Below are 21,133 nucleotides of genomic sequence, written 5' to 3'. Positions count from 1 at the left end.
TTTTATACCCCCAAAATTAAGGGCCCCAGAAGCTTTATGAAATGTCAGAAACCGTAGATCACATGCCAAAACCAGTAACTTGTTTCCGGTACTTTTCGGGTGGAAAAGAAGTGTTCTTCTTAAAAAAGTGGCTAAACTGGTAAGGATTCGAGAAATTCAGCAGGGCAGCTATTTCCTTAATGGAGCTGGAGCTGAATTGCAAAAAGCGCTTTGCCTCTACTACCAATTGAAGCTGAATAATTTCTTTTGCCCCCTTACCGCCATGTGTCCTGCATAACGCAGTCAGCTTTCTGCTGGAGATATTGAGTTTTTCTGCAAAGAAAGACACATCATGTGATACCTGGTAATGTTTAGCCAGCAAGTCTATAAAATGCTGGTAAATTTTGTGATCGTTCTGATCAGTAATCTTCGCCAGTAAAGTATGAAGATTGGCCACCTTGATCATCAGTATTTTAAGGAAAGCAGCAAGGACATCGCCTTTATTTGTATAAACTGCAGATTCAAATTCTACCAGGATGTCATTAAATAACCTGGAAAGATCTGCTGCATCTTCTTTTTGCAGCTGCAGGGACTGATGTGCCGGGGCATCATTGAATAAAGTAGCCTTGCAGTTATTTGCACTGACCGGAGTTTTTTCCCAGAAACAATCTCCAAAACAAAGACTGTAACCTTCTAAACCCTGATTAGCCTGAAAAGAATAAACCTGGTTTTTAGCCAGTAAAATCAAGCTGTTTGCACAGAGCGTATAACCGGCTCCGTCTATCTCTATTTTGCCTTTCCCCTTTTTGAAAAAGAAAAACTGATTAAAACTGATCCTGTAATCCTGGTGCAGCTCAAAAGATGCTGCGGATAAATAAGCAGTCGAAAAAGAATCTGCCAAAGCAGTATCTATATCTTTTGTAATTACAGCCGAATTTGTCATCATTATCCTCTCCAATAAATCTTATCCATTTAACTGATAAAACGCGGTCGCATTTCCTCCAAAAAAAAGCTGTTGTTCTGAGGCAGAAAAAGAATTAAAATACGATTTCACCAATTCCAGCACAGCCTTATAATTTCCTGCAGCTAAACATACCGGCCAATCAGACCCATACATAATCCTGTTTGTACCAAAAGCATTCACCACTACATCCAAATAAGGGATAAAGTCTTCCTTAGTCCATGCTTTAAAATCTGCTTCTGTAACCAGACCTGATATTTTACAGGAAACATGAGGATGCAAAGCAACTGATTCTATATCCTTTTTCCAATTCCTGATGTCTTTTTCTTTAATACCCGGCTTTGCGATATGATCAATCACAAAACGCTGATCCGGAAAACGGGCAACAAATGCAGGAATGAATGGCAACTGATCCTGGTGGATCAGAATATCATAAGTAAATCCATAACCCGCTAATAAAGCAATGCCATCCTGAAAAGATTTCTCCAGGCAAAGGTCACGTCGTGTTTCTCCTTGTAAAATATGTCTGAAGCCTTTCAGCTTTTTAGATGCACTATAATTTTCAAGACGGGTTTGCAGATCTGCTGCCTCAAAATCTACCCAGCCGACCACACCTTTAATAAAATCGTGCGAGGAAGCTAATTGCAGCAAGAATTCCGTTTCTTCAGCCGACTGCTCTGCCTGAACAGCAATACATCCGTCTATTTCATTCTCCTGAAGTACCCCGGAAAGATGTTCAGGTAAGAAATCCCGACGGATTACCGCCATTTCCTCACTGATCCAGCTGTGTTTCAGGGCATCATATTTCCAGAAATGCTGATGGGCATCAATCTTCATTTTCTTTAATTTAATAATAACTGATCAAATTGACAATAATGGGTCAAATCGGCAGTTAATGTGCAACCGTTAATTTGATCTTTTTTACTTTCAGGTTGGTGAGTGCAAAATAGAAAACAACTGCAAAACATGCAGCAGGAACAATATAAGCCGTATGAATATTGGTCATATCAGATACTTTACCCATAATTACAGGGAATACTGCGCCTCCTACAATAGCCATAATCACCAAAGAAGAACCTTCTTTCATTCTGGAACCCAAACCGCGGATACTCAGTGAAAAGATAGTCGGGAACATAATAGACATGAAAAACACTACACCCATTAAAGCATAAACTGCAGCCATACCGTTCATCGTTACCGCAGCAAAAATCAGCGCAATATTAATCAGACTGTAAATAGCCAGCAGTTTAGACGGGGAGATATATTGCATTAAGAATGTTCCGATAAACCTGCCCGCCATAAAGCCCAATAAAGCTCCCGAAAGATACATTGCGGCCGATTTCTCCGCTATTCCAGCCACTTGCGCAGAAAAACGGATAAAGAAACTACCTACACAAACCTGTGCCCCTACATAGAAAAACTGGGCAACAACACCTAACATCAGGTTTTTCTCTCCGAACAAAGATCCAGTACTGTCTGAATCCCCTTCACGGTCCTCAATTTCAGGCAATGGGGTTCTGATCAGAAAAACAGCAACCAGCAAAACTACTGCCCCTATAATCAAAAAAGGTATTTTAACAGAAGAAGCTTCATGATTCAAATAAGTATTCAACTGCTCCGGACTCATTGCAGCTTCTGCCTTTGCATCCAGTTTTTGACCAGAGAGAATAAACATCCCTCCTAAAAGCGGTGCTAAAGTGGCGGCAAGCCCATTGAAAGATTGTGCAAAGTTCAGGCGCTGTGTTGCTCCTTTTTCATCCCCCAATACGGTGATATAAGGGTTGGCAGCAGTTTCCAGAAAAGCGAGTCCGCTGGCTATAATAAAAAGTGCAATTAAAAAGAAGATATAAGACCTGGTTACCGCTGCGGGATAAAAAAGAAATGCTCCCGTAGCAAACAACAATAATCCCAGTACAATCCCTCCCTTATAGCCAAATTTTTTCATGAATTTACCAGCAGGAATTGCCAGCAGGAAATAAGCGATATAAGAAGCAGAGTCTATAAATGCAGATTGTGTATCAGAAAGCTGGCACGCTTTCTTTAAATGAGGAATAAGGATAGGATTTAAATTGAGTGCAAAGCCCCACAGAAAAAACAGGGAGATAATCAGCACTACAGCAAATTGATTCTTTCTCATTCTAATCGTTTTATACGTTTTTGGTTTATATTGGTTAGGCTAAAGAAAGCATGTTTTCATCAAAAAAAGCAATACCTGTTTATCCAGTTATTAAGCTATTTTAACATGTGCATAAATCTTGAAGGTAATATAAACAGAAAAGCCCCGGTATTTTAAATACCAGGGCCAGTAAAAAGCACTAATGAAAGTTTTTATTGATTTTTGGAGTCTGGATTATTAACCAGGTAAGGGAATAAAGATTCCAGTAACTGCACATAAAGATCCATCCCCTGCTTAATTTCTTCGAGGTAAATAAACTCGTCGGCAGTATGAGAGCGGGCAGATTCACCGGGGCCCATTTTTACTGAGGGCATATCCAGCCAGCCCTGATCAGAACTGGTTGGAGAAATATAAGCTGCCCTTCCAATAGAAAGTCCGGTTTTAACGATGGGGTGAAGCTGATTGATACAAGAAGGCTTCAATACTCCCGGCCGAACCGTAAATTCACAGAAAGTATGGTTCTGGATAATGTGTAAAAGTTCTTTTTCGGTATAAGCGTCCGTTAGCCGGACATCTACCGTGAACTTACATTCCGCAGGAATAATATTGTGCTGTATTCCGGCATTTACTTCGGTCACAGTCATTTTTATAGGCCCCATCACCCTGGATTCAATAGGAAATACATAAGATGAAAACCACTGAATATCTTTTAACGCCCTGTAAATCGCATTGTCTCCCTCTTCACGGGCAGCGTGTCCGGAGCGTCCGAAAGCGGTACAATCCAAAACCATTGAACCCTTTTCCGCAATGGCCATCTGCATATTGGTAGGCTCTCCAACAATGGCAAAAGAAATAGGCAACAGGTCATCCAATATTGATTTAAGCCCATTTTCACCAGAATTCTCTTCTTCGGCCGTTGCCGCTAAACAAATATTGAAAGGCAAATCTCTTCTTTTAAAGAAATGAAGAAAAGTGGCGATCAAGGAGACTAATGCCCCTCCGGCATCATTACTTCCTAAACCGTACAGTTTACCATCACAGACCACCGGTTCAAAAGGGTTTTTTGTATAAGCAACTGTAGGGCGGACCGTATCATGGTGAGAATTCAGCAAAATGGTAGGCTTTTTATGGTCGAAGTGAAGATTATAGCACCATATATTATTATGCTTTCTTAAAGTAAATACATAGTTATCCTGGAGAAACGATTCAATTAAGTTTGCGGTCATTTCTTCCTGCCCGCTAAAAGAAGGCGTTGAAATTAATTTTTTTAATAATTCAAAGGATTCCACCTGGTATGGAAAGAAAGAATCCTGATCAGTTTGATATTCAAAATCTGGTTTCATAAATACAAAGTTTAATTAGCTTCTGAAAAAATACATGGGAAAATGTCTTAACCCTTCGGCAGCAACAGTAGCTTCCTGTTCTTTCTGGGGATCGAATAACATAGCGGTACACAAACAGTTACATTTTTTCTTACCCTCCAGGATGTCATAGTTCACACAACTTTTACAACCTTCCCAAAAGAATTCATCATGGGTAATCTCAGCGAAAGTAACGGGTTCAAACCCCAGGGCAGAGTTCATTTTCATGATCGCCGCACCTGAGGTAATACTGATAATTTTTGCCTCCGGATACATCCTGCGGGACATTTTAAAAACTCTTTCTTTAATTGCTTTGGCTACGCCCGAATTCCTGAATGCAGGAGAGACAATCAAACCAGAGTTGGAAACGAATTTATTGTTTTCATAGGATTGAAAATAAGCGAAGCCTACCCATTGTCCGCTGCTGGTCACAGCGACAACAGCTTTACCATCACGCATTTTTTGCGCTATTGATTCAGGAGTACGTTTCGCAATTCCCGATCCTCTGACAATTGCCGAGGCCTCGGTTTCTTTAACTATTTCATCGGCATATCTGATATCATTTAATGTGGCAACACGCACAAATATCATTTGATTCTCCATTTTAGTCTGAATTTTTCAGAACCTAAACCCAAATGATATGCCCGGACGGGCAATTCCTGATAAATACTTTTTAAAGCAATTTAAAGGGGGATTATATTTTTTGATCTGAAGAAACCAGTATCCGAACCCTTCCGAAATGGAAAGGTTCATTTTCATTTTAACAAGGTAAAACCTGGAGCAGGTTACAATTTCCTTAACAATAAACCAAAAGGCACTTTCGGCTCTATCCAGGCAGATTTTGGAGGAAGAATAATACCCTGCTGGGCAATATCCATTAACTGATCCGCATTCATCACCGCCAGGGTAAAAGCAATAGCCGCAGGATTATCTGCTAAAATTTGCTGAAGCTCACTCAGCGCATCAGCGCCACCCACAGCAATTAACTGCTCATCAGTTTCCGGGTTTTCAATGTTAAACAAAGGTTCAAACACCTTTTGCTGCAGCAGACAAGCATCCGGCATCACATTTTTATCATTCAGTTTATAAACCATCCTGTACCATTTCTCCTCCATAAACAATCCAAATTCACGGGGCTGTGAAGGAATTACAGGTTCATTACGTAGTGATTTAGTGACCGAAAAGATCTTTTTCAGTGTCCGGAAAACCTGGTCGATATAAACATCATCAGCTGGAATAATAACCCTGTGAGATCCCTTGATACTCAGCTGATCGCTGGAAAGATAAAAAGAAGAGATATAATTAAGATTCCTTGTTTCTGCTAGAGTTTTAGGTTCAATATTCCTGCATTTAGCAGCTGCCACCAGGCGATGATGTCCATCAGCAACATAAACATGCTGCAGTTCTGAAAAACATGAACTCAGCTGACGGATCGTCTTTAAATCGTATACCCGCCATATTCTGTGAAAAATCTTATTGGAATAATAAACAGAACTGGCTTCAGCCTGCTTCAGCTGGTTTAACAAGGAATTGATGGTCCGGTTGGGCCTGTAAGTTAATATTAAAGGGTCCCCTTCCAGGCCTACTTCATTCCGGTAGTTCATCAGGCTATAGGAATTACAATTCATGGTGGATTCGTGGCTCTTGATATGTCCGCGGTCAAAATCATCCAGATCAGTCACTGCCCAAACTCCTGTTTGCGTATGGGTGCCCTTAGTGATTTCATAAATAAAGATGCAAGGATGCTCCTCCTGGTAAAAATCACCCGTCAGCATCATCCTTTTCAGGTTTGCCAACAGCTGTGCATTGGTGAGTTCCTTATTTTCAGGGTGTCCGTTATCCAGCATCCTGGCGATGAACCCATTGCTCCCCCCATTACCGGGAGAAGCTTTGAGGGTTAACATTTTGTCTAAATAAACTTCCTGAGGCCTTAAAGCGACGAAAGGTCTAATTGTTGCCATAGTTATATTTCTCGTAATCCTGCATACAAGCTACCAGTGCTATTACAGATTCCAGTCTTAACGCATTATAAAGTGAAGCTCTGAAACCTCCGGCTGTCCGGTAGCCTTTAATTCCTACCATTCCCTTTTCCGCGGCGAAAGAAAGGAAATCTTCTTCCTTAGTAACGTCGTGCATTTTAAAACAAACATTGACCCTGGAACGGTGTGCCTGATCGGCCATCCCAAAAAACAGCGGGTTTCTTTCTATCTCTGCATATAATAAAGCAGCTTTGGCGATATTCTCTTTTTCAATTTCGGCAACCCCACCGTTGTCTTTTAACCATTGCAGGTTTAACATCGCTACATAAATAGAATACACAGGCGGCGTATTGAACATACTTTGATTATCCCGGTAAATCCGGTAATCTGACATCGAAGGAACCGGATGTTCCACTGTATCCAGTAATTCATTTTTCACTAAAACCAGGGTCATTCCTGCGGGGCCCATATTTTTCTGTGCACCGGCATAAACCAGGTCAAATTGTTTAATCGGAATTACCCGGCTAAAAATATCAGAAGACATATCGCAAATCAGCGGTATCCCTAAATCAGGGAAATCAAACATTTCTGTACCCTCAATGGTATTGTTGGAGGTACAGTGAAAATAGGCAGTATCTTTGCTGACCGCCCCGATTTCAGGTACTCTGGAATAACTGGCACCGGCCGAAGAGCCAACAATATCTACTTCACCAAAATATTTTGCTTCCTTAATGGATTTGTGCCCGAATAAGCCGGCATCAAGGTAAGCTGCTTTTTGATGTTTCTGTAAAAAATTCTGCGGGATCATCGAGAATTGTGTACTCGCCCCACCTTGTAAAAACAATACTGCATAATCTTCTGGTACTTCCAGAAGTTCTCTTACCAATCCTTCGGTTTTGCGCATTACTTCTTCGAATTTTGGAGAGCGGTGAGAAACTTCAAGGATAGACAGGCCACTGTTGTCCCAGTTTTTTACTGCCTCAGCAGCTTGTTCTAATACGCTTGCAGGAAGGATACATGGTCCCGCCCCAAAATTATGTTTAATCTGGATCGTCATCTTTAATTTATATCTGGTTAAGAAACAGTTAAAGATGCAATAAAGATCTCCGGATATTGTCCCTGATACAGATTAAAGATAAATAAACTGATTATCGGACAATTTTCAGAATAAAAAATTGCTAATCAGCCAAAGTCCATTCATATAACAGAATAATGTTTTATATCTTCTGGATATAGATTTAACAAAATAATAATAAACAAAGAATTGTATATTCAAGAATTAACGGTTGTTTTGTTCCAAATATAAGAAGGGGTTAATGGTCACTTATGATTCGCTTTCAGACGATGAATTACTTGCGCTTTTAAAAGATCGCGATCATCATGCCTATGCCGAAATCTACAAAAGATATTGGAGTTTATTGTACCGCTATTCCCGGAAAATCCTGCAGAATGAAGAAGAATCGCGGGATGTCATTCAGGATGTATTTGTGATGGTCTGGTCAAAATCCGGTACGCTTGACTTGCATACTTCTTTATCAGCTTTCCTGTACGCTTCGGTCAGAAACAGTATGCTTAAATTATTTGAGCGCGGAAAAGTGAAAGAGAAATACATGAATTCGCTGGAAAAATTCATTGATGAGGGCACAAATATCACAGATCACCTGGTGCGTAACCGGGAACTGGCCAGCCATATTGAAAAGGAAATTGCAAAACTGCCGGCTAAAATGCGGGAAGTCTTTGAATTGAGCCGTAAAGTAAACTTATCCCATAAAGAGATTGCCTTTAGAATGGAGATTTCAGATAAAACAGTAAAAAAGCAAATGAATAATGCGCTTAAAATTCTGCGTTTAAGACTAGGTGCACTCACTGCGCTGCTGCTTTTAATCTTCTGCTAAATTATTTTTTCATTTCCTCTACTCCCAAGCTTTGAGCAAACGTTCTTAACCATATATGAGCTGTTAAACCGGCGATACCATGGAAAACGAAAGAGCGAAAAAATTAATTGCGAAATACCTTAAAGGCGATTGCACGGCAGAAGAAAAAGCCATTGTAGAAAGCTGGTATCTGAACGAAACTGCAAATGCGCAAGAGGAAATTGAAGAACCCGATTACCAGGAAATAGAACAAAACCTTTGGGCGAATATTAAAACAGAAAACCATCAAAAGAGCTTATCCAGAAAGCGGATCTACAGCTATGCCGCGGCGGCCATCTTACTTTTGACTACTGCATTATATTTTGGCACCAGATCAACGCATATACTCCAGGAAAACGGAACTACAAATTTTACCCAAACAGATATTAACCCAGGCGGTAACAAAGCGCTGTTAACTTTAGCAGATGGTTCTAAAATAGCACTTGATGACGCTGTAAATGGAGAAATTGCCCGGCAAGCCGGCTGTCTGATTACCAAAACAAAAAACGGTCAGCTTGTTTATACCGTACAAGAAAATGCGGCTCTTAAAACTCAGGACCTGCTGAATACCATTGAAACCCCTAAAGGCGGTCAGTACCAGGTTAATTTACCCGATGGGACCAAAGTCTGGCTCAATGCCGCTTCTTCTTTAAGTTTCCCCGCCAGGTTCAGTGGTCTTCAGCGTCAGGTTGTGCTGAAAGGAGAAGCCTATTTTGAAGTAGCTAAAAACAAACATATGCCTTTCATTGTGAAAAGTGAGCAGCAAAAAATAGAAGTGCTGGGTACTCATTTTAACGTCAGTGCTTATGCAGATGAACACCAAAGCAAAACAACGCTTGCTGAAGGCAGTGTGAAAGTATCCTTAACGGCCAACCAGCAGCAGCAGCTGTTAAAACCCGGTCAGCAGGCCATTGCTACTAACCACATTAAAGTAATTCCGGTAGACATAGAAGAAGCATTAGCCTGGAAAGACGGTCTTTTTATGTTCAATGATGAAGACCTCGAAGCCATTATGAAAAAGGTAGAACGCTGGTATGATGTTCAGGTTGATTTCCAACAGGCAGACTTGCGTCAAAAACACTTCAGCGGTACCGTATCAAGATTTGGGAAAGTCTCACAAGTTTTAAAAACATTGGAATTAACAGGATCAGTACACTTTAAAATAGAAGGGAGGAAGATTATAGTCGTCAAATAGACCATACCGAATTATAATCTCCATTAAAAAAGGTCAGTGATGCTGCAAACATCACTGACCAGCATGCGGCCTGAGCCACATGATTTAATTGGGGTAAATAAATAAACCACGATAGCGTATTCAAAACCCACAACAAACGATTCAAATGTATACAATTTATACTATTTTTTTTCGCAGGTTAAGTGCCTGTATTGCCAAATTTTTACCAGTTAAGCTGCCGGGTATTCCTGGCCTTGACCAGGCGTTTAAAAGACAATTAATAATGAGCGTTAAACTTACTACAGTTTTAATGATTACGTTCCTGTTGCAGGCGGCGGCCAGCAGCAATGCCCAGAACCTCTCTTTAACGCGGAAAAATGTAGCAATTAAATATATTTTCAGGGAGATCCGAAAACAAACGGGCTACAATGTGCTTTGGGAACAAGACAAATTACAGGCTAACAAAACGATCGACGCGAGTTTTAAACATGCCTCTATTGATGAGGTTATGAAAACATGTCTTGCAGGTCAGCAATTAACCTATGCAGTTGAAGCCAATAACATCGTGATCAAACCATTATCAATTTCCCTGATCAATAAGGTCATCAGCCTTTTTAAAGATATTGAGGTCAGAGGAAGAATTATCGATGAAAAAGGTTTGCCGCTACCCTCAGTTTCTATCCAGATCAAAGGCACAAAAACCTGGTATAAGACAGATGAGAATGGAAATTTCCAATTTAAGGTGCCCCATGCAGAGGCAATACTGATTTTCACTTATTTAGGCTATAAATCACAAGAAATGCCTGTCTCTCAATCGGGCAGTATGAACATTACCTTATTACCAGTGCAGGCAGATTTAACGGAAGTAGTGGTGGTGGGTTATGGAAAGCAGAAAAAAGCAAACCTGACAGGAGCTGTAGATGCGATCACTTCCAAACAACTGGAAAACAGACCTATTGCTAACCTTGGACAGGGTTTACAAGGACTGATCCCCAACCTGAATATTTCTATTGCCAACGGAAAAGCTGGTACAGCTCCTGAATTTAACATCCGGGGTTATACTTCTTTAAACGGAGGAAGTCCGCTGATCCTGGTAGACAACGTACCCTTCTCTGCTTCAGAACTTTTAATGTTAAACTCCTCTGATGTGGAAAGTATTTCCGTCTTGAAAGATGCAGCATCCGCAGCAATATATGGTTCAAGAGCTGCATTTGGTGTCGTATTGATCACCACTAAATCTGCAAAAAGCGGGAAACTGAATGTCAGCGTGAACAGCTATACCGGTATCAGAACAATTGGTAAACTACCTGAAGTAGTGACTGATCCTTATACCGTGCTGCAAATGAAAAATGAGGCTGCATTTCCATTATACAACCCTGCCTATAACGCGAAATTAGTTGAAGCAGCGCGATTACGCTCCTTAGATCCTTCTTTACCGAATGTAATGCTGGACCCCAGCGACCCGACCAAATGGTTTTATATTGGCAATACAGACTGGTTAAGAGAAGGTTATAATAAAACCGCAGCGACTTATAATGCTGCTGTAACGGTCTCTCAAAAAGCAGATAAGTTAAGTTATTATCTGTCTGCAAATTATTTTAGCCAGAATGGAATTGCGCGTGATGCTAAAGAGAAAAACAACCTGTACAACATGAGAGGTAAGGTAGACATCAATGTCACTAAATGGCTGAACATCGCAAACAATACGTTATTTAGCGCAGGTACTTACCAGGCACCGACCATACTGGACGACCAAACTTATTTCCAGGCTATTAACCGGAGCAATATAACTGACATCCCTAAAAATCCTGATGGCTCCTGGACTTCTGCAGGCGCAGGTTCACTGGGCGCAGTCAAAGAAGGCGGCAGAAAAAATATTACCAACCACACGGTACAAACGACATTTTCTTTCGATGCTTCTTTAATTAAAGATGTATGGAGTTTAAAAGGTGATGCGACCTTCAGAAGAGTCGATACATTAGTCAGAGCTTACGATATTCCTGTAGCTCACAAAACAGGGCCAGATTTAGCACCTCCGTTAAATTCAACTTCCAGTGCATCTAACCGGAATATTAATATCAAATATGATGTAGTCAATTTATATACTGAAGCACATAAAAAACTGGGCAATCATTTTATTTCAGGGCTTTTAGGTTATAACCAGGAGCATTATATCAATACCAATTTCTATGCTTCCCGGAAATCGCTGATCTCCACTGCTATTCCTTCTGTAAATTTAGCTACTGGTGACCAAACCATTACCGAGAGAATCGGAGAATGGGCTGTACAGGGGATTTTTTACCGGCTGAATTACAATTTCAAAGAAAAATATCTGCTTGAATTTAACGGACGTTATGACGGTTCTTCCCGTTTTGCCCCTGGTCAAAGATGGGCTTTTGTGCCTTCTGCATCCGCAGGATGGTTAATTTCTGAAGAATCATTTTTCAAACCTGTAAAAGAAGCTATCGGAATGAACCAATTCAAGTTCAGAGGTTCTTATGGTGTACTCGGCAACCAGGCTTCTGTGAACGAATATGATTACCTGGCTTTAATGGACAGTAAAAAGAACGGTCAGATCTTAGATGGCAAGCAACCTAATTACGTAAATCCACCACTGGCTATCTCCAGTAATTTCACCTGGGAAAAGGTTTCTACCATCAATGTCGGTGCAGACCTGACCTTTTTCAAGAATAAACTGGAATTGAACCTTGATAAATATACCAGGTACACGAAAAACATGCTTGTTCCCGGAAAATTATTACCGGGCGTGTTCGGTACAGCCTCCCCTACAGCTAACTCTGCAGATTTAAAGACCAAGGGCTGGGAGATCAAATTGAGCTGGAGAGACGAAGTTCAGGTTGGAGGCTCACCGCTTTCCTACAACGCGACCTTTGCCTTAAGTGATAGCCGCGCTTATATTACCCGTTTTGATAACCCAACTAAATCATTTGGTAAAAAAAGTGATGGCAAAAACAATTATTATGAAGGCATGGAGATTGGTGAAATCTGGGGATTGGAAACTGAAGGATTTTTCCAGAATGCAGAAGAGTTAAAAAACCATGCGAACCAGACTGCTGTGGGTACTGACGATCAGCGTTATCAGTATTTTGTAGGTGATATTAAATTCAAAGACCGCAATAGTGATGGAAAAGTAGATTTTGGAGATAAAACGGTAAATAATCCGGGAGATCTTTATAAGATCGGAAACAGCCAGATCCGTCTTCCTTATAGTGTTGATTTATCCGCTGCATGGAAAGGATTTGATGTCAGAGTATTTATACAAGGTGTAGCCAAAAGAGACTGGTATGCAGAGGGAAGTAATATTTATTTCTGGGGTATTTATGCACAACCCTGGACGAATGTGACGACCCAGAATATGGATCACTGGTCACCTGAAACTCCAAATGCCTACTTCCCAAGGGTCAAAGCTTATTCGGCAGAAGATACAGGAGAAGAACTGGGTATCCCTAACACCAGATACCTGCAAAATGCGGCTTATTTAAGGGTTAAAAATATAACCATTGGCTATACGCTTCCTAAAAGCATATTGAAGAAACTCAAGCTGGATAATGTCCATTTCTATGTGAGTGGAGAGAATCTTTTTGAATATTCTAAACTGAAGGTAAAGCTGGATCCGGAAGGATTACAGGGGAATATTTATCCCTTTCAACGTACTTATTCATTTGGCATGAACCTTAATTTTTAATCAGATGTTATCAAGATATTATACCCCGCTGGTTATTGTAGTACTCGCAATAACTATACTCACAGGTTGTAAAAAGAACTTCCTGGAAAGAGAGCCGCAAACCTCAATTAACCCTAAGTATTTTTTTAAAACTACTGCCGATCTGGAAACCTACAGTAATGGGTTTTATGAAATGACAGGGATGACTGCGCTGAATGATGTGATGGAGAGAAAAAATGATGTGTTTTCAGATAATCTCTCCGTTTACCTGGGTGGTAGTGAAATTGACAACATGATCAGAGGGAAAATCAGTGCAACCACAGTGACTCCTAAATCCTGGAACTGGGAAAACCTCCGCAGAATAAACTATATGCTCAATAACCTTCAGGATGTTCAGGGAGATCAGGCAACTGTAGCACATTTTACTGGTATCGCCCGTTTTTACAGAGCCGATTTCTATTTTGAAATGCTGAAAAGATATGGTGATGTTCCTTATTATACGACCGTACTGGAGGCGACTGATGAAGCTGCACTTTATAAAAAACAAGATCCGCGCGCACTCGTAGCAGATTCTATCCGTGCAGATCTTGAATATGCTGTTAGCCATGTGAAGGCTGATGGGACTAAATCAAGAATCACGAAATGGGCTGCGCTGGCTATGCTTTCCAGATTCTGTCTTTATGAAGGTACTTTCCGAAAATACCATGATGAACTGGGGCTTCAGGCCAGTGCAACCCCATTTCTGGAAAGAGCGGTTTCAGCTTCTAAAGAAATCATGAGCGGAGGTTTCTCTATCTACAATACGGGTAAAAAAGGAGAAGATTATCAAAAGATATTTACCAGTGCAGATTTGAGCTCCAATAAGGAAATACTTTTTTACCGTGATTTCGACCAGGCTTTAAACCGCTCTAACGATACACATTATGTTTTTGACTGGCAGTGGTCTATCAGTAAAGCTATGGCTGATACTTATCTGATGGCAGATGGTACTCCTTTTACTTCCAACCCGGGCTGGAATACCAAAACTTATACTGAAGTTTTTAATAACCGTGACCCAAGGATGGCCGTAACGATTATGCCTCCGGGATTCTCTACAACTTTAGGCAGACCAAATCTGATCAGACCTACCTTTGGAGGCTATCCGCAAATCAAATTCTATGCAATAGATCCCAATACTAAAGTATATACGGAATATTCAGATTTACCAATTTTCCGATACGCAGAAACGTTGCTGATTAATGCAGAAGCTAAAGCAGAACTCGGTAGTATCACGCAGGGCGATCTGGATCAGACTATCAATCTGCTGCGTAACCGTGCTGGTGTATCGCCTTTAAATATGAGCCTGGCAAATGCGACCCCAGATCCTGTTCTGGTGAATATGTATCCACAGGTTTCCAGTGGAAATAAAGGGGTTTTACTTGAAATACGCCGGGAACGTAATGTAGAACTGGCTTGTGAAGGTTTCCGTTACAATGATTTATTAAGATGGAAAGCAGGTAAATTATTAGAAAGGCCTACCCAGGGGATTTATGTTTCCAAATTAGGTGCAATGGATGTAACCGGCGATGGTGTGGAAGATATTGCCATCCTGGAATCTCCGGAAAAAACTGATCCGCTTGCAGGTGTTCCGGCTGCTGTAAAGGCAAACCTGGTGATGTATTACCTGAACAGTAATAGTTTTTATCTGAGTAATCAGACTTCAGGATTTATCATGTTTCCGGAAAACGTCAGCACTCCAAGATCATTTAACGAAGCGAAATATTATTATTTCCCAATCCCTTTCCAGCAGGTATTACTGAATCCAAAACTGGTACAACCTAAAGGCTGGTAATCGTTTGATAACAATCATTTAAAATCATCGGGCCTGTTTAGTTTAAACAGGCCCTTATAAAAATAACTATACAATGAAAAGAAGAAGCTTATTAAAAACTATCCCGCTTGCTGCTTTGGGACTGGCTTTCGGAAAAGCCGCTGAGGCTGCCATCATTAGTGTTGAAACCTCAAATGCGCCAAAAAGAAAACTGGTATTAACAGTAGCTCACATTACAGATGTACATATCAGACAATTCGAAGATGCGACTACCAGGTTTGAAAAATGCCTTCAGGAAATCAAAAACTTAAAAGTAGATTTCTTTCTCAATGGCGGTGATAGTATTCATGCCGCCGATTATGACAATATCAAACGGGAACAGGTTATAGAACAGTGGGCAGTCTGGGATAAATGTATCAGCAAGATCTCTGGTTATGAACTGCACAGCTGCATCGGAAACCATGATACGTGGTGGGCAGCGCCTTCCAAAGAAGATGAAATGTACGGTAAAGACTATGTAGTTAAAAGATTAAAAATACCTAACCGTTATTATAGTTTCTCTAAAAAAGGGTGGCATTTCATCATTCTGGATGGCAATAATAAAAACACATCACTTGATGAGGAGCAGTTTAAATGGCTGGAAAATGAACTGGAACAACTTGCGCCGCATACCCCGGTATTATTGATGTCCCATTACCCGGTGTTAACAGTGACCAATACCTGGGAAGGCGGGCAACATGGTGACCATAAAGAACTTAAGCATTTGTTTTACAAATACAAAGATAAAGTTAAAGTATGCCTGAGCGGACATCAGCATTTGCTGGACAGCGCCTGGTATAATGGGGTCGAATATTATTGCAATGGGGCAATGAGTGGTTTCTGGTGGGGTAAAGGCGATGAAAAGTCAGCACACCCTTATTATTATCAGGAAACGCCTCCGGGATATGCGATTATCAAATTATACGATGATGGTACTTTAGAAAATAAGTATATCACTACGAAGATTTAATTAAATGATCAATTAGAATTACGCGGTTGTTTAATACCGGACAGCTGCGTATTTCCCTGGTTTTTTAGCCGGGAATAAGCCAATATTCAAAGAGAAAGATACCCCTGCCGATTTTAAACTCGCATCCCCATATCCGATTCCTGTTAATGGCAGTTTTGCAAAGGGCTGTACCCCCACACTAACCGATGGCGTAAGCTGGTGGTCAAAACTAACTGACACATTCGCAATTCCGAAAAGGTGTTGATTCTGATTGTCGATTTCCAGATTAGTTATCTTCTCTGATGCCCCCTGTCCTGTTGTAAACTGATACTTTTCTTGCAGCATAAAATAACTGGAAAGCCCGGTGTTCAAGCTTACCGATAGTTTTTTCTTGTTAAAGATCTTATAGTTTACATTCAATGGAATATCCAGTACATTACAATCTGCACTCACCTGCCAGTCTGATCCCGGCACGTAACCATTGTTGCCCCAGGGTGCTCCCCCACCCGAATTATAGAACTTTCTCGAATAAATGGCTCCTGAGGTCATGCTGATTTTCGGGGTAAAAGCATAAGTAGCCAGCACTCCTAAATTGGAACTTACTTTAGAAGGTTTACTTGATTTCGCAAAAGACATATCAGGTGCAGCCATTGCACTCAATATCAGGTCATTTTGCGGCTGTAAAGCTTTCTCCATTTTATTTTTCACACTGCGTGCAATTTCTGAGGCTTCAACTCTTTCAAACGGATCTTTACTGTGCGCTAAAGCATTGGCCTTTCTCACCAGGATAGCACTGTCTGTTTCCACTATTGGAACAGCTGATTTTGATTTAGCATTTCCAGCAATAGTCGTTGCAGGGGTTATTACAGGAGACACGGGAATTATTTGAGGATATAATACAGAGGTTGTTGAGTTCAATATCGGGTTTATATTTTCAGCAACGTATCCGCCTTGCGTACCTGCAGATTTCCCGGCAACTGGTATTTCAACAGCTGGAATATTCATGCCCGGCCTTTGAACATCCTGCACCCGAACGCCCGGCACTTGAACATCAGGTACTTTATTACCTGCTACCTCCGCACCTTTTACTTTCAGCGAATCCGCAACAGTTAAAGGCACAACCTCTTTACCTGGCTTAACTACCCGACTGGTTAATGGATCTTTAACTATTTGATCTGAATGGGAAGGCGCAAGAAAAATCAAGTATAAAGAGATCATCAATACCGCGGCAATACCGCAAGCAGTATACACCCATATTGGAATTACCTTTTTTTTCTTCTCTCCGTCCAGCCTGCGCTCCATCTTTTCCCAATTCATTTCATCGAAAGGGATCTCAGGATCGCTTAACCTATCTTTAAATAGCTGATCTATCTCGTTATCTTCCTTCATCAGTATTTATTATTTTCTTTGCATTTCATTGTTAAACCCAGATTTATTCTCCATTATACCCAATGACCCTTCACTCAACCTGTTGTAAATCGGCCGTTCCCTCTGCCGGCTTGTTTACATTCAAGGCCGTGAGTTTTTCTCTTAACTGTTGTCGTGCTTTAAATAGATTAGATTTAGATGTTCCTGTTGATATTTTTAAGAGACTGGCTATTTCTTCATGCGAATAACCATCAATAGCATATAAGTTAAATACGGTACGGTAAGCAGGGGAAAGCGTCTGAACTAAAACCAGTAAATCTTTATAAGCCAGTTGCTCATAAATCGAAGCAGCCTGCCCAATCTCCTCATGATCATTGACATCATCATGGTCTGAAAACTTCAGATTCATCCGGTAATGGTCAATCGCGGTATTTGTAATAATGCGCGCAAGCCACGGTTTAAAGGGTTTCTCAGGATCATATTTTTCTATATGTGTAAAAACTTTCAAGAATCCATCATTTAATACTTCGGCAGCATCAAAATCATTTAAAGCGTACCGACGGCATATAGCCATGCAATAACTATAAAATTCTTTATAGAGTAAATACTGACTTGATCTTTCCTTATTGATGCACCCGCTAATGATACTTTGCACCTATTCTTATAATTTAACCTGCGCCATTTTCCTACCTATACGTCGCTTATACGCGAAAGGTTGCCAAACGTAATAATAAAATTTGTTTTTGCACTTAAAAACCTGTAAGACAGACAATTATTTTTATTAACAATATTTTATTGCTCCACCACACAACCTTTAGCTCTTGGTCTGCGTAACCGCAATAATTAAAAATATTATTAACATTTATCCTCAGCAATCATGAATTTATCTCTAAGAAAAGGTATGACCCTTTGCAGCTTAACATTGATCGTTATGCTCTCGGCCTGTTCAAAAAACAATGACTCCACACCTGGTGGACAGGATCCTTACGGTAACCCACCTGTTACCGCGCCTGTCTCCGCGAACCTCGCACTAACCACCGATGCAAAGTTTGGCAGTATTCTAACCGATGCCAATGGAAAATCACTTTACGCTTTCGCGATTGATGCCAATGGTACATCAGGCTGTTCAGGTGCCTGTGCCATCACGTGGATGCCTTATTATGCCGGCAATGAAACTGCCCCTACAGGAATTACAGCAACAGATATAAGTACGATTACCCGTGCAGATGGCAAAAAACAAACCGTTTATAAAGGATGGCCATTATATTATTTCTCCGGAGACAGCAATAAAGGTGACGTAAACGGAGACGGCTCAGGCGGAACCTGGTTTGTCGCTAAACCAGATTACTCAGTGATGTTCGCAAACAATCAGCTGGTAGGTGTTGACGGCAAAAATTATACTGCTGATGAAAAAGAAGGCACAGGAACTACCCAATACCTAACCGATGCGGCCGGCAGAACCTTGTACGCATTTGCACCAGATAAGTTTAACCTGAACACTTATACCAAAGCCGATTTAAGTAACAACGGAACCTGGCCGATCTATGAATCAGCTGTGCTGAATGTACCCTCAGTAATCAAAAAAGACATGTTTGTACAGATTACAGCTGCAGGTAAACAACAATTAACCTACAAAGGCCACCCATTATATTATTTCGGCCCGGATGCTAAACGCGGCGATACTAAAGGAGTAAGCGTAGGCGCAGGATTATGGCCAATTCTTACTGTAAACACCATTGCTCTGACACCATAAACAAAATCGTTTTAAAAACTTAACCTACCGCTATGTCAAAATTCACCTATCCTGTGATTACGATCATGATGACTTTATTTATTTTATCAGCCTGTTCAAAAAACCAGGCTGATGAACCTCAACCTGTGGTACCGGAAAAACCCGGTATCCAGGTTTCTTATGCCGCTGTGGTACAACCCCTGCTTCAGGCCAGGTGTGCAGGCTGTCATGCTCCTGGAAAAAGAGCCGCTGCTGCCTGGAGCTTTAATGGTTATACTTCCGTGACCGGCAGTGCCGATAAAATTAAACAAGCTGTTTTAGTCAGCAAAACCATGCCCATCGGAGGAACACTTTCTGCGGCAGAACTTCAGTCTGTCAAAGACTGGTTTGACCAGGGTATGCCCCAATAATTATTTGATCACCTATTTAATCATCACCTTATGAAAACATACAATCTAATCAAAAGGGTATCCCTATTTATCTGCATCTGCCTGTTCGCAACTCATGCCCGGGCCCAGGATATTTTAATCAGTAAAAATGCTTCTGTTTCTTTCTTTTCCAGTACCGTTATGGAAGACATAGAAGGAAAAAGCAATACAGCCAGTTCTGTAATTAACGCTAAAACCAAAGAGCTCATTTTTAAAGTCAGCAATACGTCTTTTCAGTTCCAGAAAAAACTGATGCAAGAGCACTTTAATGAGAACTACATGGAGAGCGACAAATTTCCGTTTTCTAAGTTCAGCGGCAAAATCACAGATGATATTGATTTCAGTAAAGACGGAAATTATACCGTTTCTGTAGCCGGAAATCTGGATATACATGGCGTGGTTAAACCTTATCAGGGTAAAGTAACCCTGGAAATCGCACAGGGGGTAATTACTGCAAAAACAACCTTTAAAGTAAAAATCGAAGATCACCATATCAAAGTGCCATCCCTGGTTTTCAAGAATATTGCTGAATTCGTAGAAGTGCGCTTATCTGCAGTATACCAGGCAAAAAAAACATCTTAATTCTCCTCAACCGACCATTTACGAAAACAGTATAAAATGATACAAAAACAATTCACGCTATTCCGGAAAGAACTGCTGCTGATCGCACTGATCTGCTGTGCGCTGCATAGTTTTGGACAGCAAGACCTGGAAAAAGAACTGACCAGTACAAACCCGGCTCATGAAAAGGTATTTGCCACCTTTAAAGACACCAAACTAATTAACGGGCACACCAATGAAACGATCCACAAAAATGAACTGGAATTTAAAGTTGATCACCGCTTTGGAGATATTGCAGGCAGCAATGGTGGATTAAAGCAGTTTTTTGGACTGGACAATTCTACTGATGTAAGGATTGGTTTTGACTATGGGCTAACCGACCGGTTAAGTATCGGCCTGGCCAGGGCAAAAGGTGCAACTGATGTACAGCAATTATACGAAGGAAGTATAAAATACAGGTTACTGGAACAGACAACGGACGATTATATCCCTTTTGCTGTTACTTTATTCGGAAGTAATACCATCGCCGCGGTTAAGGCAAGCGATGATCCTGCCGCTGCTACTGCTTACCACAAATTCAGTGACCGGATGAACTTTGTGAGCCAGGTTATTCTGGCCAGGAAGTTTAATTCAAATTTCTCCTTTAGCCTTACCCCGACCTACCTGCATAAAAACTTTACGGCCTTCAGAGATCAGAATGATCTTTTTGCTGTTGGCGCAGGTGCAAGAGCTAAAATAAGCAAACGGATGGCTATTGTAGTCGATTATTTCATTCCGTTCCGAAACAAAGATGACAAAGCTTACCTGGAACAAACCAGTGGGGTGAAATTTTATAATCCCCTGGGTGTAGGCCTGGAAATTGAAACTGGCGGACACGTTTTCCACCTTAATTTCACCAATGCCGCAGCTATAGAAGAGATGCAGTATATCTCTCAAACTACCAGTTCGTGGTTAAAAGGTCAGTATCGCTGGGGCTTCAGTATTGCCAGAAGATTCTCTTTCAATAAGAACAAAAAAGAGAAAATATAGTCCTTTATCTTTTTAGATTTTATGTGTGCATCATTTCTATGTTTTAATA

Annotated in this window: 18 protein-coding genes; 9 read left to right on the top strand and 9 right to left on the bottom strand. The window is 40.8% G+C overall.

The features are described from left to right. Positions 1-58: 58 nt before the first annotated feature. The 7 genes from LY11_RS10195 to serC form a co-directional block, all read right to left on the bottom strand. Positions 59-925: a helix-turn-helix domain-containing protein gene (locus tag LY11_RS10195; protein WP_111633606.1), complete on the bottom strand. Its 867-nt coding sequence runs from the start codon at positions 923-925 to the stop codon at positions 59-61. An 18-nt stretch (positions 926-943) separates the two neighbouring features. Continuing rightward, positions 944-1,777 (bottom strand): amidohydrolase family protein, encoded by an 834-nt coding sequence (locus LY11_RS10190; RefSeq protein ID WP_111633605.1) that lies wholly within the window; start codon positions 1,775-1,777, stop codon positions 944-946. 55 nt (positions 1,778-1,832) lie between these two features. Continuing rightward, positions 1,833-3,077, bottom strand: coding sequence for an L-fucose:H+ symporter permease (gene fucP / locus LY11_RS10185; protein ID WP_211321523.1), 1,245 nt, complete (start codon positions 3,075-3,077; stop codon positions 1,833-1,835). 191 nt (positions 3,078-3,268) lie between these two features. Continuing rightward, a complete protein-coding gene (locus LY11_RS10180) occupies positions 3,269-4,399 on the bottom strand; it encodes a M20 family metallo-hydrolase (RefSeq protein WP_111633603.1) in 1,131 nt (376 codons plus the stop codon). Between the two features lie 15 nt (positions 4,400-4,414). Continuing rightward, on the bottom strand, positions 4,415-5,020 hold the full coding sequence (locus LY11_RS10175) for a GNAT family N-acetyltransferase (RefSeq protein ID WP_111633602.1): 606 nt from the start codon (positions 5,018-5,020) through the stop codon (positions 4,415-4,417). Positions 5,021-5,202: 182 nt separating this feature from the next. Next, positions 5,203-6,378, bottom strand: a complete 1,176-nt coding sequence (locus LY11_RS10170) for a DUF1015 family protein (RefSeq protein WP_111633601.1) — start codon at positions 6,376-6,378, stop codon at positions 5,203-5,205. Then, positions 6,365-7,453 carry a 3-phosphoserine/phosphohydroxythreonine transaminase gene (serC, locus tag LY11_RS10165; protein ID WP_245952703.1) on the bottom strand — a complete coding sequence of 363 codons (1,089 nt, stop codon included), beginning with the start codon at positions 7,451-7,453 and terminating at the stop codon, positions 6,365-6,367. The genes LY11_RS10170 and serC overlap by 14 nt, the downstream gene beginning before the upstream one ends. Before the next feature lie 259 nt (positions 7,454-7,712). On the opposite strand from serC, the gene LY11_RS10160 reads away from it, so the two are divergent. The 5 genes from LY11_RS10160 to LY11_RS10140 all read left to right on the top strand — a co-directional run bounded on the left by LY11_RS10160 (position 7,713) and on the right by LY11_RS10140 (position 15,987). Continuing rightward, complete coding sequence (locus LY11_RS10160) at positions 7,713-8,291, top strand: RNA polymerase sigma factor (RefSeq protein WP_111633600.1); 579 nt, start codon at positions 7,713-7,715, stop codon at positions 8,289-8,291. Positions 8,292-8,370: 79 nt separating this feature from the next. Continuing rightward, the gene (locus LY11_RS10155) at positions 8,371-9,504 is read left to right on the top strand and encodes a FecR family protein (protein ID WP_111633599.1); all 1,134 of its coding nucleotides are present in this window, start codon (positions 8,371-8,373) and stop codon (positions 9,502-9,504) included. 262 nt (positions 9,505-9,766) lie between these two features. Further along, positions 9,767-13,189 (top strand): TonB-dependent receptor, encoded by a 3,423-nt coding sequence (locus LY11_RS10150; RefSeq protein ID WP_211321522.1) that lies wholly within the window; start codon positions 9,767-9,769, stop codon positions 13,187-13,189. A 4-nt stretch (positions 13,190-13,193) separates the two neighbouring features. Then, positions 13,194-14,999, top strand: a complete 1,806-nt coding sequence (locus LY11_RS10145) for a RagB/SusD family nutrient uptake outer membrane protein (protein ID WP_111633598.1) — start codon at positions 13,194-13,196, stop codon at positions 14,997-14,999. 73 nt (positions 15,000-15,072) lie between these two features. Further along, positions 15,073-15,987 (top strand): metallophosphoesterase family protein, encoded by a 915-nt coding sequence (locus LY11_RS10140; protein ID WP_111633597.1) that lies wholly within the window; start codon positions 15,073-15,075, stop codon positions 15,985-15,987. Between the two features lie 30 nt (positions 15,988-16,017). Here the strand turns inward: LY11_RS10140 and LY11_RS10135 are convergent, their stop codons facing one another. Both LY11_RS10135 and LY11_RS10130 read right to left on the bottom strand, forming a co-directional pair. Continuing rightward, entirely contained in the window at positions 16,018-17,355 is a 1,338-nt protein-coding gene (locus tag LY11_RS10135) for a hypothetical protein (RefSeq protein ID WP_111633596.1), read from the bottom strand. Between the two features lie 70 nt (positions 17,356-17,425). Next, entirely contained in the window at positions 17,426-17,989 is a 564-nt protein-coding gene (locus tag LY11_RS10130; protein ID WP_262510917.1) for an RNA polymerase sigma factor, read from the bottom strand. A 222-nt stretch (positions 17,990-18,211) separates the two neighbouring features. Here LY11_RS10130 and LY11_RS10125 point away from each other — a divergent pair, with 222 nt between their 5' ends. From LY11_RS10125 to LY11_RS10110, 4 genes are read left to right on the top strand one after another with little or no spacing between them, the layout of a single operon-like run. Then, on the top strand, positions 18,212-19,087 hold the full coding sequence (locus LY11_RS10125; protein ID WP_211321521.1) for a hypothetical protein: 876 nt from the start codon (positions 18,212-18,214) through the stop codon (positions 19,085-19,087). Positions 19,088-19,119: 32 nt separating this feature from the next. After that, positions 19,120-19,476 carry a c-type cytochrome gene (locus tag LY11_RS10120; protein WP_111633594.1) on the top strand — a complete coding sequence of 119 codons (357 nt, stop codon included), beginning with the start codon at positions 19,120-19,122 and terminating at the stop codon, positions 19,474-19,476. Positions 19,477-19,506: 30 nt separating this feature from the next. Further along, entirely contained in the window at positions 19,507-20,076 is a 570-nt protein-coding gene (locus LY11_RS10115; protein ID WP_111633593.1) for a YceI family protein, read from the top strand. 36 nt (positions 20,077-20,112) lie between these two features. Then, positions 20,113-21,084, top strand: a complete 972-nt coding sequence (locus LY11_RS10110) for a DUF5777 family beta-barrel protein (RefSeq protein WP_111633592.1) — start codon at positions 20,113-20,115, stop codon at positions 21,082-21,084. Positions 21,085-21,133 lie beyond the last annotated feature (49 nt).

This window comes from Pedobacter cryoconitis (assembly GCF_003259615.1).
GTDB lineage: Bacteria > Bacteroidota > Bacteroidia > Sphingobacteriales > Sphingobacteriaceae > Pedobacter > Pedobacter cryoconitis.
Note: the sequence above shows the minus strand (reverse complement) of the source record. Positions and strands in the feature narration are given on the sequence as shown.

What these genes read in the sequence shown, in the direction of transcription:
- LY11_RS10195 (WP_111633606.1), bottom strand. Translation starts at nt 925, where the DNA reads ATGATGACAAATTCGGCTGTAATTACAAAAGATATAGATACTGCTTTG.
- LY11_RS10190 (WP_111633605.1), bottom strand. Translation starts at nt 1,777, where the DNA reads ATGAAGATTGATGCCCATCAGCATTTCTGGAAATATGATGCCCTGAAA.
- fucP (WP_211321523.1), bottom strand. Translation starts at nt 3,077, where the DNA reads ATGAGAAAGAATCAATTTGCTGTAGTGCTGATTATCTCCCTGTTTTTT.
- LY11_RS10180 (WP_111633603.1), bottom strand. Translation starts at nt 4,399, where the DNA reads ATGAAACCAGATTTTGAATATCAAACTGATCAGGATTCTTTCTTTCCA.
- LY11_RS10175 (WP_111633602.1), bottom strand. Translation starts at nt 5,020, where the DNA reads ATGGAGAATCAAATGATATTTGTGCGTGTTGCCACATTAAATGATATC.
- LY11_RS10170 (WP_111633601.1), bottom strand. Translation starts at nt 6,378, where the DNA reads ATGGCAACAATTAGACCTTTCGTCGCTTTAAGGCCTCAGGAAGTTTAT.
- serC (WP_245952703.1), bottom strand. Translation starts at nt 7,453, where the DNA reads ATGACGATCCAGATTAAACATAATTTTGGGGCGGGACCATGTATCCTT.
- LY11_RS10160 (WP_111633600.1), top strand. Translation starts at nt 7,713, where the DNA reads ATGGTCACTTATGATTCGCTTTCAGACGATGAATTACTTGCGCTTTTA.
- LY11_RS10155 (WP_111633599.1), top strand. Translation starts at nt 8,371, where the DNA reads ATGGAAAACGAAAGAGCGAAAAAATTAATTGCGAAATACCTTAAAGGC.
- LY11_RS10150 (WP_211321522.1), top strand. Translation starts at nt 9,767, where the DNA reads ATGAGCGTTAAACTTACTACAGTTTTAATGATTACGTTCCTGTTGCAG.
- LY11_RS10145 (WP_111633598.1), top strand. Translation starts at nt 13,194, where the DNA reads ATGTTATCAAGATATTATACCCCGCTGGTTATTGTAGTACTCGCAATA.
- LY11_RS10140 (WP_111633597.1), top strand. Translation starts at nt 15,073, where the DNA reads ATGAAAAGAAGAAGCTTATTAAAAACTATCCCGCTTGCTGCTTTGGGA.
- LY11_RS10135 (WP_111633596.1), bottom strand. Translation starts at nt 17,355, where the DNA reads ATGAAGGAAGATAACGAGATAGATCAGCTATTTAAAGATAGGTTAAGC.
- LY11_RS10125 (WP_211321521.1), top strand. Translation starts at nt 18,212, where the DNA reads ATGAATTTATCTCTAAGAAAAGGTATGACCCTTTGCAGCTTAACATTG.
- LY11_RS10120 (WP_111633594.1), top strand. Translation starts at nt 19,120, where the DNA reads ATGTCAAAATTCACCTATCCTGTGATTACGATCATGATGACTTTATTT.
- LY11_RS10115 (WP_111633593.1), top strand. Translation starts at nt 19,507, where the DNA reads ATGAAAACATACAATCTAATCAAAAGGGTATCCCTATTTATCTGCATC.
- LY11_RS10110 (WP_111633592.1), top strand. Translation starts at nt 20,113, where the DNA reads ATGATACAAAAACAATTCACGCTATTCCGGAAAGAACTGCTGCTGATC.